Raw genomic sequence first — 15,328 nt, forward strand, 5'->3', positions numbered from 1 at the left:
ACCAATGAAAACACCATCAATTTTCGCGATCGCTATCGAGGCTCTAGTGACAGTGAGTCTGATCGCATTACTGGGATTATTGACCGCACTAATCTATGCCCTACTATCATTTCTAAGCGCTGAAGCCACCACTCAGTCCCTTCTTTCTCAAATTCCAACCGATGTAACCACAGCAAAGACTTTTACGGTTACAGAAACATTGCTGCCAGCTACAACATTAGCTCTATCCTCAGCCAAAGCCGCACCAAAACTAGAAGTATTAGAACAGGATGAACAGCCTGAAATCATTGCAGAAACAGCTACTAAGCCAATCTCGAAAATGACTGTTCAAGAACTAAGACCTTTAGCAAGAGAGCGCAAAATCCCCAATTGGAGAACATTGAAAAAGAAGGAGTTGATATATCACTTGAATGTGTAGGTCGAAAGTGAGCTTGTCAATGTAGATGTTCATCAAAGAATGACATCTGTATTGACAAGCTTGAGAAGCAAGAAGAACGCTAGCGCGTAAAGTCCGTGAGCAATTGTCAACAACAACTTAAAGTCAGGAACCTAAAATCATGTCACGTCAACTAAGATTCGATACCCCCGCAGAATTGGCAACTAAAATGATTGCCAAATTGAGCCAAGACGAACTAAACGTAACCACCAGAGCTTTGATTGTTCACATCAATTCCAAAATCCCAGTCAAACAGCTCGAACAAGCAGTAGCAGCCAGCAATACCAAGGCTGAATCAACTAGCCGTAAACCACAAACCCATAAACCAGAGGTCAGCGCATCACCAGCCCGTAAACCAGAAATCAGTAAACCACCTGCCAGTACAGACAAAATGTGGCTGTATCAAGCGAAGAATGGCTGGACGTTGACAAATATCGGCACGATGCATATTAGCAAGGTCACAGAGCGTTTAGAAAAGTATTACGGCTGCAAGATTTTGGCAACCAAAGACGACAAGATCAACTTTCTGCCAACCAGACCAACCACGATCGATGCTCTGTTGGCAAAGGGATTGGTGATATATCGTCCAGAAATGAATAAAATCGCCGCCTAAACTACCCCACTAACCCCATCACCATGAAGCGCCTAGATCGTTGGATCTAGGCGCTTCACTAATTTGAGAGTACAAACAGATGCTAACGATCGCCAAGACCAACCTTGCCACAGGTGAAATTGTGGACAAAGATATTCAATTCCGTAACACTCTATTAGAAGCACTACATCCCGACATCAAACTCAGTATCGGCAATATTTCCCCATTTTTGAACAAGATTGCCAAAGCCGAAAGCACCGCCAAGACTAGTAAATCCGCAAGCCAACGCAGCACCGCCGCCAAAAGCATTGCTCCACTAAAGAAACAGGCGATCGCAGCCCTCAACAAAGGACTGGGCAAATACCAACTATCAGGAGCATCAGGAGCGAGAAAACATGGAGACTTCTTCTTCAGCCAAGAATTGAATCCCTTTGCCGCCTATTTCCCTAGCGCTATGGGACAAATCAACTACGGCTCAATCTTGATGACCGAATGCCTTAAAATCTACTCAATTCCACAACTAACCATCCTGATTGTCCAAGACAAAGAATATCGCACCGATGACTGTCATGGCAAAATCAGCCATGAATTGTTAAATCAACTCCGACAAAGCGAAGACTTCGCAATCCCAGCGAATACCCCATTCCAATTTCGGGCGGGAATAACTAACGCATGGGTAGCCAAAGGGACATTGCAAGTAGAACTAAACCTACCCAAAGGAGTGGACTTAGTAATGCCACTATCATGTTTTAAAGGACATAAACCAGCATTAGGAATCCAACAAGTAGCCAGCCTGAAACTAGGAATCGTCAACTTCGCCCAAAAGCGCAGCGTCAAGACCTCCTATACCGTCTGGCAATGGTTCAGCCAACAGGCGATCGCCCATGATGTTTTACCGATTACCCAACTTAAAGCCGAAACATTAGTCGCAGCCCAATCCGATGTCAAACAACTCTGCCAACTAGTGCAAACCGAACAATGGGTGAAAGTAGACGAACCTGAAGAAGAACGCGAAGAAGAAGCCGATGGTAAAATCCTATCGGAAATCCTCAAACATGACATCTATGGACAACTGCTAGAACATCCCTATGTGGTGAGAAAGATTGAAGACCTAGTAAGAAGACGTTGGTTAACCCTTGCTACCAGTGGCGGTATCAACTTTTCTAGCTTCATGGCACAGCCCTGTCCCGAACTAGGAAAACTGGAAATGTGCATCCCTGAACTGTCACAAGGCGAATATGTCGGATTCCGCTATCCCATCCGCGATCGCAATGACTTGCAGATTTGGACAAACAAACACATCAAAGGACTCAACCAACAGGGAACGATGTATGTCAACCCAGACGAAGCGCGTGACTACTGTGGCATGGACTTTGATGGAGATACCTTCTGCGTCAAATCAGTCAAGAAACTACCTGAAATCGCCAAAGAAATCCGACAGTATCACATCAAGCCCACCACCTATAAACCCGACAAAGTAGCAGTGCAAGGCACATTAGCCGAAGTTGCCCTAAGATCGACCGAAAACCAAATTGGACTGATTACCTATTACCTAGCCACCGCATGGGCGACAGGGCATCATCAGTACATTGCAGGTTTAGCCCAAGAAGTTCAAGTCGCCGTAGATCGACTTAAATCCGACCTCAGCCATGACCAAGCCTTTCTCGATGAAGTCGGCAAAAGCTTACCGAAACTGGATTGGCTGATTGATCGCAAAAAGCAAGGCGTATATGGCAGCTACTACGACTCCAAACAGAGATGCAAGATGCCCGCCCGAACCTTGGTAGCTAGTGGAGAATACAACGACCCGATATCATTCCTGATTCAATCCGTGAATGCAATCTGGCAACCCGTAGATTTGCACGAACGTACCCTTCTCGAATTCCGCGAACTATTTGTCAAACCAGGCGAGATTCTCTACAAAAGAGCGATCGCTCGTCGCGATGAATATACCAGCAAGATTAAGGAAGCGATGAAACTATCAAGCGATCGGGAATCACGCAAGAAAATCCTCCGCGCCGCCGTGGAATGGGCAAAAGGCTTGGGCGAGAAACTACGGGAGAAAAGCGAGAAAACCGCCCAAACCTGTAGTGCCGCTATGTGGCAAGCCAGTCACAACGGCGATCATGGCACTGCAAGTGTTGTCTTCAATATGTTTCTACCCGAAGTATGCGATCGCCTCCATGACAACCAACTCATGCGACTGCAAGTAGTCGGAGCGCAGTATGGAGAACTCGCATCAACCAACTGGACAGGCAATGGAGAACACGCCTGTATTTCCATTGTTGTATCTCAACGGGAACAAGATGGTAGATATCAAATTGAAGTCGTGCGAAATAGCAGGAAAAAGCCATATCTGTTAGGACTAGTCGCCAAGGACTCTGCCAAAGTCATAGTCGGTGAATATGTTGCATCCCTGACTACGCAGCAAAAGACCATAGTTTGCGAACTCGTCGCAGCATAAAAGCAATAAATCCTTGAGCTATAGCTTAAGGATTTATTGCTTTTATCTTTTCGTGAAGTTGTCTAATCAGAAGAGAAAAGTAATGCGTTATTAGTGATAATTGAAGTATGAATTATACTTTTCGGGCAACGTGAAAAGCTGATATATAATAGAGCGTCAGGTAATCACGATCATCTTGACGAAGCATGTGATATAGCACTTCTCTCAATTTTGCAAATAGATTATTTCTAGTAGTCTCTTCCAGAGCAATATATGGCGATAACGTACTCAATAGCAAGAGATAGTCATCAAGGCTATATTGAATTTCTTTAACCATAGATTCATAAGATAAATCTTCAAAATATCCTGAGCTTAGAATATCTTGGCTAAACTTCTGGAAATGCTCTTGATGTGTAACCTGATCTTCATATCTAGCATAGAGAGGAACAGCAGGAGCAATGGTCTGATAAACTCTATCAACAATTTGGTAAGTTGGATAATCTAGTTGAGGAGGAGTATTCCATAACAAAACTAAATGCCCGTCTGCCTTTAGAGCTTCAAAGGATTTGAAGTAAGCGATCTCAGGATCGATCCAATGCCAAGATGTGGCTGCTAATACTGCATCAAATTCATTGTTTGCTATTTCCCATTCCTCAAAGGAAGTATTAATAATTTTCACTTGCGGATATGTCGCACAGTTTTGCTTAGCTAGTTGAGATGCTTCTAGATTTGGCTCTAGACTAACCAAAGAGAATCCCAACTCAGCAAAAGAAACTGTAGCGATCGCAGGTCCACAACCAATCTCAAGAATATTCGATTTTGGGGGCAATTGTGTTAGTTCAATAACGCGAGAAATGAGTTCAAGAGCATATCGGGGTCTCACCCGATTATAAGCATCAGCTACTGAGCTATACCAATTTCGCCTTGAATCCATGCCTTTTCCAACATAGTCTTTAGTTACTTCTGCCCAACTTTTATTATTAGGATTTGCGAGAATATCTTCTTGGAACGAATTGGGCAAATTAGTCATAAAATCCACTTGGCGGTTAGCAACGATTTTATGATGTCAGTTTACCATCTGTTAGAACAAAACTGAATTGTTAATGTATTTTTGGCTAGCGCCTGTTCTCAAGAACAAACGCATAACAACTGAAAGTTTGCCAAAAGCACAAAATCCTATGTTTGAAATTACCCAAGAAATTGAAGAGCATTTTGATTGTTCTTTACGCATAAAAGCCGAAGCAACAGTAGAGGCGATCGCTCTATCGAAATCCATCCAAATTGGCGAACCTGACCAGCAAATAGAACTAGCCAAAGCATCGGGATGGGGAACCCTCACCGATATCTGGGTGGGAGCGAACCATCAGGGGAACACATGGCAGTACCGATGCTATGAAAGACTTTGCCAACTGCTCACCACCGCCGAAATCCAAGCCGCCAAATCAGCCACTGCTACCGCCTACCAAACTAGTTTTGAAGTCATCCGCGCCATGTGGGACTTACTCGCCGCGATCGGATTTACAGGTGGATCGATCCTTGAACCTGCTTGCAACACCTTATCCTTTATGGGTTGCCAGCCTCAAAATATGAGAATTAGATCGAAATGGGTAGGTGTAGAGCTAGATCCCACCTTTGCCCAAATCGCGAGACTGCTTTACCCCGAAGCCCAAATTTATGCTCAAGGTTTCGAGAAAGTTAGCCTATCAGATAGCAGCTTTGACCTAGCGATCGGCAATGTTCCCTTTGGCAACTACAAGCTGTTTGATTCCCGATATGCCCACCTAAATTTGAGCGTGCATAACTATTTTTTCGCTAAATGTACCGATTTAGTACGCGAGAATGGCTTGCTGTGTTTAATTTCCAGTTGCTTTACCCTTGACTCGTTAGGTACAGGTTTTAGGAGACATCTAGCCGAAAAGTTAGAATTAGTCACCGCAATACGGTTGCCCGATATCGCCTTTAAACGGTTCTCCAATACGGCGGTTGTAGCCGATATTCTGCTTTTCCGTAAATTAACGGAAGCGGAACGAAAATTAACAACTGCAAAGGATTATGAATATCCTAGTTGGGTGAGGACAGCACCATCGGGTAAACATACCGTTAACCAAGAGCCAATCATGATTAATCAATGGTTCCTTGAACCAGAAGTAGCCTAGCGGCGATTCGACAGAAAAATTACCACACAAACAACAAGCGCCTCAACCCAATCAAGGGAAGGGGCGCTTTTTTTATTGAGGAAAAGTCATGAGTCCAAAAACGTTCAAGTTTCGCAATATTCTCGGTGAACTTAGCGTCGCCAAACTATATGGTGGAGAGCATCTAGGCGTAACCGCCCCAGCTAACTTTGACCTACGCAAAGAGATTAGCAAGATTGGTAAAGCGATCAGCAAATTTTACCAACCAGCACCAGTACAAACACAGGTAATTCAGATTCCGCCCCAACTACAACATGTCTTACCCAATGCATTTTGTGAATATGGAAGCCAGATCTACCGCCGCGCCGACAGCCAACTGGAATTAATCGAAAACCAGCCCCATCGCATTCGTGCCGCTATGTCTGTTGTCAAGATTTTGGACTTAGTGCTGAAGATGCAACAGTATGACGATGACCGAGAACTAGCGAAACTGCGTCAAGTTCTCAATCAAAAATACGATGCGTTCGTAATTAGGTTTGGCAACTTTACTGCCAAAGTCAACCTTGAAATCTTCAAAGAAGACCCCAATTACTACCGCTTAAGAGCATTAGAAATTGACCAAGGCAAAGGCAAAAGTCCCACTAAAGCGCCGATATTCGATCAACGCACAGTCAGAGCCACACCAAGATATCGCGCTAGTAATGCCAAAGATGCCCTTGCTCAATGTCTAGATGCGCGGAGCTTTATTGACCTTGACTGGATTGGAAATCTGCTCGACAAAAGTATCAGCACTGTTGTCATCGAACTAGAAGGGGCAGTGTTCTACAACGGAACCACACCACTAGAAGACTTACAAGCAGCTTCCAAAGAAGATTGGATTACTCGCGAAGAATTTATCAGTGGCAATGTGGTCGCACGTTTAAAAAGAGTAATCGCATGGCAGCAAATGGGAGTTCCCGACTGGCTAAACGTAGAGATTTACCACCAAGTCATCAGAAATAACCAGCCAGTCCCCTGCTTACCCGAAGCTGAAGATGTGGATATCAAAGTGCGCTGCGCCGTGAAATTGGGACTTAATATCAATTCCATGTCCCCAGACGAGCTAAATCTGCTGCTACGCAACACCATTCGCCTGAAGCTAGGAACAAGTTGGCTACCCGAAACCGTAATCAAGGAGTTTACCGAACAACTGCTCAGCCATGCAGGAAAAAGCACAGTCAAGTTTCATCCTGACCCCGCCAACATTTGGGTAATCACAGGTAACAGCAAATTAATTGTTTCACCACAGAACAAAACCGAGTGGGGAACCCGAAATTTTACAGCGATCGCCCTGATTGACCACACCCTCAACCAAAAAGATCCCAAAGTCTACGATTACTACAAAGACAAAGATGGCAACACCATCGCCACTCTCAACCACGAAGCAACATCGGAGTCGCGCACGATGAGGGATAAGATTCAAACTGCTTTCAAAGCATGGATCTGGAGTGATGGCGATCGCGCTGAAAGGTTATGTCTGCACTATAACCAATATCACAACCTCTACCGCGATACTGTTTATGACGGTTCACACCTGACCTTTCCAGGTATGACTCCAGATTTTCAGATGCGTCGTCATCAAGCTAACTTTGTGCGCCGCGTCGAACGACAGAAAGCCTCTTTTGCCGCCCATCGGGTGGGCTATGGCAAAACCGCGACAATGATTGCATCAGGCATGGAACTCAAACGCAAAGGCATGGCTCACAAAGTTATGCATGTGACCATGAAATCGATCTTGCCTGATTACTACAAAGAATTTCGGCGGTTGTATCCCGAAGCTAACATTCTCGTTCCCACAGTCAAAGAATTTGCTAAAGATAGCCGTCGCGTTCTATTGAGCAAGATTGCTACTCATAACCATGATGCAATTCTATTAACCTACGAACAGTTCTTTAACTTGCCCATCAGCGAGGAAACTGAATTGGTTTTTCTGGAAGAACAAATGTCGGCGATCTCTTCTATTTTTGACTTAACCACCAAAGAAGAATCAAAGCAAGCATTTCGCAGTTTAGAAGCAACTCGTAAGAAGATTGGCTTGCGGATTCAAGAAATTGAAAACAGCCATCGCAAAGACCGCGTGATTTATTTTGAGCAACTGGGTATAGATGCACTGTTCATTGACGAGGTACAGCAAATCAAACGACTGCAAATCCTGACTACTCAGCATAACGTCTCTGGCATTCCCTCTGGATATAGCCAACGCGCCCATGACTGCTTCATGAAAGTACGATACCTGCTTGGTAATGGTAAGAGGGTGATCTACTCAACAGGAACACCACTCAGTAACACTATGGCGGAAATGGATGTGTGGATGCGCTACCTGCAACTTGACCTACTCGAAGAACAGGGGCTAACCCACTTTGATAGTTTCTGCTCGCGCTTCTGTGAAACCAGCACCGCCCTAGAAATTAGTCCCACAGGCAGGCTGAAATCGAAAACTCGTCTGCGAGAATTTGTAAACCTGCCCGAACTGATGGCGATGTGGTGTCAAGTAACCGACATTCAGACCGCCGCGCTTGCCGAAGTTAAAACACCGGCACCGCATTACCATGTGATGTCTTGCAAGCCATCTCAAGAGCAAATTGCTTATATGGATAAACTCTGCGATCGCGCAGAGGCTGTAGAAAAACGCAAAGTCAGAGCTGAAGTTGACAACATGCTCAAAATCACAGGCGACGGCTCCAAGTCATCAATGCACACGAAACTGGTATCACCAAATGCCTCAGAATGGCTAGACAACAAACTCTTAGCCTGTGCGTGGAATGTCTGGCAAATCTGGACAATTACGGCGATTTGCAAAGGAACCCAAGCAATCTTTTGCGATCGCAATGCGCCTAAGAAAGACAAGTGGAATAGCTACAGCTATATCCGCGATACTTTGCTGATGTTGGGTATACCTGCTGACCAGATTGCTTTTATCCATGACTATGATACCGATGCTAAGAAAGTCAAGCTGTTTGAAGCGATCAATGAAGGCAGAATCAGGATTGTCTTCGGCTCCACTTCCAAACTTGGGACAGGTGTGAATATGCAAACCAAGCTGATTGCCTTGCACCACATTGATTGTCCTTGGCGACCATCAGACCTCGAACAAAGGGAAGGTAGAGGAGTCAGGCAGGGTAATAAATGGAGCGATGTCTTCATTTTCCGCTATGTCACCGAAGGTAGGAATAACCAAGCGGGATTTGATTCGTTCCTCTGGCAAGCGATTGAAAACAAACAACGCATGATTTCGCAGGTGATGTCGGGCGATCGCACCCATCGTACCATCGAAGACATTGATGAGACAGTTCTTAATGCAGCCCAGATGAAAGCGATCGCATCGGGCGATCCGCTGATCATGGAACGGGCTACCCTCGAAGCCGAATTACAAGGACTAGGAATGCAATTGCAAGCCTATAACGATACGCAGTTTAGGGATAAATCCAAGATTCAGTATCTAGCTGACATGGTAAATACCAACCATCCTGCCAACATTCAGCATATTCAAACAGACCTAGCCACTGTCGCCAAAGCCAACCTGAAGCAATTCATCAGCGATCGCGGTGTGATGTTGGATAAAGCTGTGCTGATAGACGATCATATTTCTGAACAATTCCAAAAGTTGAGAGATAGCTATCGGTTAACTCAAATCCAAATCGGACAATTTGCAGGACTGAATGTGTATCTGAGCAGATTTGGCTCTGAGGTCAATGGCTCGATTGGTATGAGCATTAGTTCAGGCTATGAATTTAATGTTGATTGCCACAATCCACATAGTTCTCTTTTGCATGTGGTGAGGAATGCAATCGCTGCCAAATTGACTACAGCACAGGAAACTCTCGAACGCGATCGGCAAGAGCTACCAATCTTGCAAAAGCGCGTCAGTCAGCCGTTCGATCAACTTCAGACATACCACGAAAAAGCAAATCGGTTAGAGTTTCTCAAGCAACTGTTTGACACAATTGCTAACGAAGCACCCGTGGATAATGACGATCAAGATCCTAATCTTGATGATGATGAATTGACTGACTCAAGAGAGATATTTTGGCAACGTGATTCTGTAGTCGCCAAGTTGGAGCCACCATCAACAGCGATCGTGGAAGCATTGAGGCAGAGACGGTTTGAGGATTGGGTGTCAGGTGACGCTGATAACTGGCTTGAACAAATCGCGCAGATTGTTAGCTCTGTTGAGATTGAAATTCCTGTGAATGGCGAGAGAATTTTGCAGTTTCTGCAACCGCAAGTATTCAAGCCATTGTCTGAATTCATGCTTTTAGAAGGAGGAGGTAAGCGACTTGTGATTCCGCAGAAGAATGTAAATGAGGAGAGAGAACAGTTGAAGCTATTCTAAGTTTTGAGTTGTTAGGGAAGATGCACTTTGTTGTGCATTTTCCTTGACTTGATTAGCTATCGCATAAAGATTTACCACTTTGAAATAAATCTTCAATAGTTGATTTGTCTCTGATAATAACACCTAATTCATCTCTATAAGTTAAATTAGGATCTGCTCTAAATGATAAGAAATTGAAGCTGGTGACGATACCGAATCTACTGTCGCAAACTAAAATTTTACGATGTGTATTCTTTGCTTTTTTAAATTGAAAATACTTATGACGTTCAGATAGTTCTTCTAAATTTTCAATCGATCTACGATCATTTTGCTGATTGGAACCCTTAATTCCATAGTAAATATAAACTTGGATATTCCTCTTTAAAGTCTCTTCTAATTGTTCAAGAAAATTTTTATCTACAGCAAACCCCTTAATCCACGGAGAAACAATCATTACTCTATTTTTCGCTTCTTTTAAAGCTTTAAATAAATAGTCACGATGCTCATAAGTATGAATAATTTCGGATATCTTGCTTTTTGTCTGAATTTGCTCAAGCTCATGTTTTAACTTTTGGCGCTCTTCTTTAATTACTTTATCTTTAGTTTCAATTAAAAGATCAGGATCATTAAAAGAGTTAATTTTTAGAGTAAGCTTTTCAACAGCTTTTACATCTTCATAGTTAATAGATGCCGAAAGATTATTTTCATCATTAAAATCTATTAATTTATCGTCTTTAATTTCTTGAAAAATTGGGTCAAGTATTTTTTTTCCTTCTGCATAAAGTTGTTCTATAGTCGTTCTATAATCAACTTGAATGTTCCCTCTGGAAAAAATTTCATATTCAATTTCTTGATCATCAGGATTTCTTTGATATAGAACCAATGAAAGCTCATGATACTCTGTATATACTTTCTCAATATTATTAACTTGAATTAGTTCAATTTGATTAGAATTATTATAATTTTGCAATGACTTTTCAATATGCTCATAATAGTCAACCACGTCTTCAATGTTATTCTTCCTTGGTCTTTTGATAATTTTATTTAAAAGAAAATTATCATTATTATTCTTCTCATATAAATTTAATGAAAATTTGTCACTCAGCTTTCCACTTAAAGCATCAATGTAAAAAATCTTTGTTTCCGATAGAGGAGCTAATACAGTTTGCTTTTCTAAAGAAACAGAACCTAGTTCAGTCAACTTTAAAGTGTTTTCTCTTTGAATTAAACCTTTAGATAATAATTCTGACAAAACTTTTTCTATTAAGCTTTCATCCATACCCAAGAAAGCAGCTATTTCAGCTTGTATATTTAAATCATAATTAATACACTTCATGACAAATTCTTCAACTAGTTGTAGTTGTCTGTTTGCCAAATAGGTTAAATCAATATTTAAAATGTGGAAGGGATACCCAATTAGCTTACAGTCAATTACTACTGCTTCTGGCAATGAATGGTATTTACGAATCTTATTTTCAAAATCTTTTACTTTTTCAAAACTTTTTATTTCATTATTCATTTTATTAAACCATTTGTAATTTACATAAATTTGCCAGAATTAATCCGAACGCAGAAATCACTTTTTTCATCGATATATTCTATTAATGGTTTAAAAGGATTAGCAATGTTATTAGGTGTTCGCCCCTTATAAGCCATATTATCGTTGCCAACAATGATAAGTAACTGTCTGGTACGAGACAAAGCCACATTTAGTCGTCTATCATCAGAAGTAAATCCAAGTTTTTGCTGTCGATTATTTCTAACTAAATCATAAATAATGACATCACATTCTCCACCTTGAAAAGCATCAACTGTATGAATAGAGATATGAAGATTCTTCCAAACTTCTTTGTCATTAGAGGCGATAGATGATTCTAATATAGCAATCTGTGAACGATATGCTGCTATAACGCCGACATCTTTGAATAAATTATTATCTTGACAATCTTGTTGAATTTTTAACAGAACAGCTTTAATAACTTTTGCTTCATAGGGATTACTACGGCTTTTACCATTTTCTCTTTCCTGAGATTTTTCTAGTGATACGTCGCTTGTGGATATCCAATAAACATTTTTGTCAAACTGTTTTAATTGATGTTTTTTCTCTTCTATATTTACGCGCTCACTAGAGACTTGATCGTCATAAAATAAATAACTAACTAAGTTTCCAATATCGGGATGCATTCTATATTGATGATTAAGAGTAATTTTATTGGTTTTGGGTAATTCATCATAAAAATACTCAAATAAACTAACTTCAAGAACCTTTTTTTCAATTTCTTTTTCATTTAAAGCTCTTTCTTGTAATTCCTGATCGATAATTGGCGGTAGTTGTCTATGATCGCCAACCAGTATTATTTTTTTCCCTTTTGACATAGGAACGAAAGTCTCAGGAGCAGTTGAACGCCCTGCTTCATCAACAATTACCCAATCAAAATTACGATCTTTGAAATTAGCAACACCTAGACAAGTAGCTCCAACAACATTTACGCCTTCTATGAAAAAGGAGATTAGATCCTGTTGTTTTCTTTTAAGTCTTTTACTCCAGTCTTCATTTAATTTTTGCAACTTAATATATTTCTCATGATTTTCCTGATTGTCACCTAAAATATTTTGGACTACTTTATATTCTTCGTCAATCCAAGTTTTAAGTTGTTTTTGTTCAGGGTATTCTAATCCAAATTTAACAACATATTTTTCAATTGATTCTAAGATTTTTTGCTCTATCAGTATCTTTTCATAAATTATTTCTAATGAAATATCAGAAAACTCCTGAGAAGCAGAATTGTCTTTGCAAATAATTAATTCAGAATTAAATCTTTCAATTACCTCTGTCAACCTCTTGGAAAGAGTTTGGAGTTCCTGATTCTGTTCATTAATTTCCTCTATGTTAGAAATTTTCTTTACACCCGACAAAAGTTGCTCATTTTGTTTCTGATAGTTTTCCCAATACTCTATAGACTTAGCTTGAATTGACTTTTGCCAATTTAAAATAGCTTTTTCTATTTCAAATTGTCTAGCTTCCTCTTCAATTTTTTCTTCTCTTCCAATTCTTACGCATTTAATTTCTTTGCTAGGAGTGCGCGATAATCTAGTTAGGACATTATCTACAGCTACATTTGATTGAGATGAGATCAAAATTTTATCATTTGGGTATTTATCAAGAATCTGTAAAATGATTTCAGTGATAACGGAAGTTTTGCCAGTACCTGGTGGTCCTTGAATAAGAAAAATATCTTCGGTTGCTAAAGCTTTGCTTACAGCAAGTTTCTGTGATTCATCAAGTTTTTCATTAAAAAATTTGCGAATAAATATTGGTTCGATTTGAAAAACATTAGCTGGATTAACAATAGCTTTAGATAATTCAGTGTTTTCACAATCACCATATCGAATTTCTCTTAAAGCTTTTCGCCTACGCTCTATTTCAGATTCTTGAGCTTTAAGATTAGTTTCAATTTTGCCCTTGTCAAGTATGGAATCTAAAATATCAAGATCACAATAATCACCAATACTAATATGGAGTTTGTCAATTAGTTCACTATCATTCGCTCTATTCCCATCGACAATTTTACCAATTGCAAACTGTATGGTTATTTGTCGATTAGATTTAGATGATTTAGTAATAGAAATAGTAACATCTAAAGCTGGAGATGTAATTTGATCAAACTCTTCAACAGATATAGATTCTTCTAAGGTTAGAATAAGAGCCTGTTTTTTGCTATCGTAATATTTATGTTTGTACGGAAAAACTTGCTTCTTATCAATAAGAATTTGTTTTTCCATTTCAATAACTGCTTGCCATTGTTCAAAAGTTTGTTTTATTGATTTCCTATCTTCAATTTCGTTTTGAATTTGCTGATCTTGTTTTAAAATTAGATCGACTAATTCAGTTAAATCAATTTTTCTTTTAGGACTAGAACCAATATGAACAATGGGATCTACTTTTATGGAAAAGCCATTTTCAATAATATTATCTTGTGATTTAATGTTATTAAATTCGGGTGTCTTATACAGTACTATCTCATTAGGTGTTTTGTAATTAATAAATCCATAATAAAATTTTGACAAAGATTCTATAAATATTTCAACAGCCAATCTATCATCTCTTTCTTGTTTGAAACTCTTTTTAATATACAAACTCCCTACATCAGCTTTTAGTTCTGATTCAATATGATTCTTTATTTTTATTGGATTTTGTTGTAAGTCGTACCTATTGGATATTTCATTTTCAAGTGGAGTAGTTATAGAAAATAAGATAGAGATCTTTTCTGCTAATTCATCCATCAAGTTGGAAATCGATTTTCTGATCTCATCAAGTTTTGGACGTTTCTCTCTATCTTTATCTGTAGCTTTTTTGAGAATATTTATTACGGAGGCAGCATTATAATTTGCCAATGCATCTTCTGTAGATTTGTAAAGAAAATTCTTATTTCGTTCTTCTTGGAAATCAATTCTACTTTCTTTCGATGACAGTAAATATAAAAAAGTCATTCCTAAAGAATAGATATCAGAATCTCTAGATACTCTTTCAAGATTAATTTGTTCGGGAGGTGAAAATAGAGGGGTATGATAACTTCTGATTGTATTAGTTAAAATGGTTGTAGTAATAATTGCTATACCAAAATCTAGAACTTTTGCTATAGGCTTCTCTTCGCTATCTACAATTTTAATATTGTCTGGTTTGATGTCTCTATGAATAATATCTTTAGAATGGGCGTGACCTATACCATCAATAATCTGTAGGAATACATCTAGTTTGGTTTTTAAATCAACCCCATTATCAAAATAGTCTCTTATTTTTTCACCATCTAAGTACTCTAATACCAGATAAACAAGCTTATGACGATCTTCATAACCTTCTTCTATAAATTTAACTATGTTGCGGTGATTTAACCGTTTTAATGTTTGAGTTTCTCTTTCTAGAAGCTTAATAGTGTTTTCTTCTTCAGTCGAAAGAGTTTTAATAGCGTAGCGATCGCTAGAGTTTAATTTTGTAGCCAAATAAACAATACTGCTCCCCCCGTCACCAATTTTCGCCTTTATATCATATTTGCCGCCAAATATCTCGCCTTTCATTACAGTTTATTTTCATTAGCTTTTTAATATTTTAACATCAGTACAACACATTAAGTCAACTAGTTGTCAATTGACTATTCAAGGATTTAACTCTTTTTTTACATAAATCTTTACTCACAGGTTTATGTATTAAGGTATCAAAATTCTGTAGTAATTGAAACCATCACGAAGCTTGTCAAAATTCCTTAGCAGGAGTTTTAATGAAAATTAAATTGAGGAAAAGGATTGAACCAATGAGCTTGAAATACAATCTGTCAGATTTACCAACTGGAAGTGAATCAAGGCAGAGCCATGT

8 protein-coding genes are annotated in these 15,328 nt (G+C 39.6%); 5 read left to right on the top strand and 3 right to left on the bottom strand.

The window, feature by feature from the left end:
• The first annotated feature begins 4 nt into the window (after nucleotides 1–4).
• The 3 genes from VB775_RS12470 (at nucleotide 5) to VB775_RS12480 (ending at nucleotide 3,492) form a co-directional block, all read left to right on the top strand.
• Complete coding sequence (locus VB775_RS12470) at nucleotides 5–418, top strand: Rho termination factor N-terminal domain-containing protein (protein ID WP_281010134.1); 414 nt, start codon at nucleotides 5–7, stop codon at nucleotides 416–418.
• A 139-nt stretch (nucleotides 419–557) separates the two neighbouring features.
• Nucleotides 558–1,049, top strand: coding sequence for a hypothetical protein (locus VB775_RS12475; protein WP_281010133.1), 492 nt, complete (start codon nucleotides 558–560; stop codon nucleotides 1,047–1,049).
• A 79-nt stretch (nucleotides 1,050–1,128) separates the two neighbouring features.
• A complete protein-coding gene (locus tag VB775_RS12480; RefSeq protein WP_281010132.1) occupies nucleotides 1,129–3,492 on the top strand; it encodes a hypothetical protein in 2,364 nt (787 codons plus the stop codon).
• A 112-nt stretch (nucleotides 3,493–3,604) separates the two neighbouring features.
• Here VB775_RS12480 and VB775_RS12485 read toward each other — a convergent pair whose 3' ends face one another.
• Nucleotides 3,605–4,501 (bottom strand): class I SAM-dependent methyltransferase, encoded by an 897-nt coding sequence (locus VB775_RS12485; RefSeq protein ID WP_281010131.1) that lies wholly within the window; start codon nucleotides 4,499–4,501, stop codon nucleotides 3,605–3,607.
• A 148-nt stretch (nucleotides 4,502–4,649) separates the two neighbouring features.
• On the opposite strand from VB775_RS12485, the gene VB775_RS12490 reads away from it, so the two are divergent.
• Together VB775_RS12490 and VB775_RS12495 are read left to right on the top strand one after the other, a co-directional pair.
• The gene (locus tag VB775_RS12490) at nucleotides 4,650–5,627 is read left to right on the top strand and encodes an SAM-dependent methyltransferase (protein WP_281010130.1); all 978 of its coding nucleotides are present in this window, start codon (nucleotides 4,650–4,652) and stop codon (nucleotides 5,625–5,627) included.
• A gap of 88 nt (nucleotides 5,628–5,715) precedes the next feature.
• Complete coding sequence (locus VB775_RS12495) at nucleotides 5,716–9,978, top strand: DEAD/DEAH box helicase family protein (RefSeq protein WP_281010129.1); 4,263 nt, start codon at nucleotides 5,716–5,718, stop codon at nucleotides 9,976–9,978.
• Nucleotides 9,979–10,030: 52 nt separating this feature from the next.
• Here the strand turns inward: VB775_RS12495 and VB775_RS12500 are convergent, their stop codons facing one another.
• Nucleotides 10,031–11,476 (bottom strand): phospholipase D-like domain-containing protein, encoded by a 1,446-nt coding sequence (locus VB775_RS12500; protein ID WP_281010128.1) that lies wholly within the window; start codon nucleotides 11,474–11,476, stop codon nucleotides 10,031–10,033.
• Between the two features lie 20 nt (nucleotides 11,477–11,496).
• Nucleotides 11,497–15,033 carry a serine/threonine-protein kinase gene (locus tag VB775_RS12505; protein ID WP_281010127.1) on the bottom strand — a complete coding sequence of 1,179 codons (3,537 nt, stop codon included), beginning with the start codon at nucleotides 15,031–15,033 and terminating at the stop codon, nucleotides 11,497–11,499.
• Nucleotides 15,034–15,328: the final 295 nt, after the last annotated feature.

The organism is Pseudanabaena sp. CCNP1317, assembly GCF_034931345.1.
GTDB lineage: Bacteria > Cyanobacteriota > Cyanobacteriia > Pseudanabaenales > Pseudanabaenaceae > Pseudanabaena > Pseudanabaena galeata.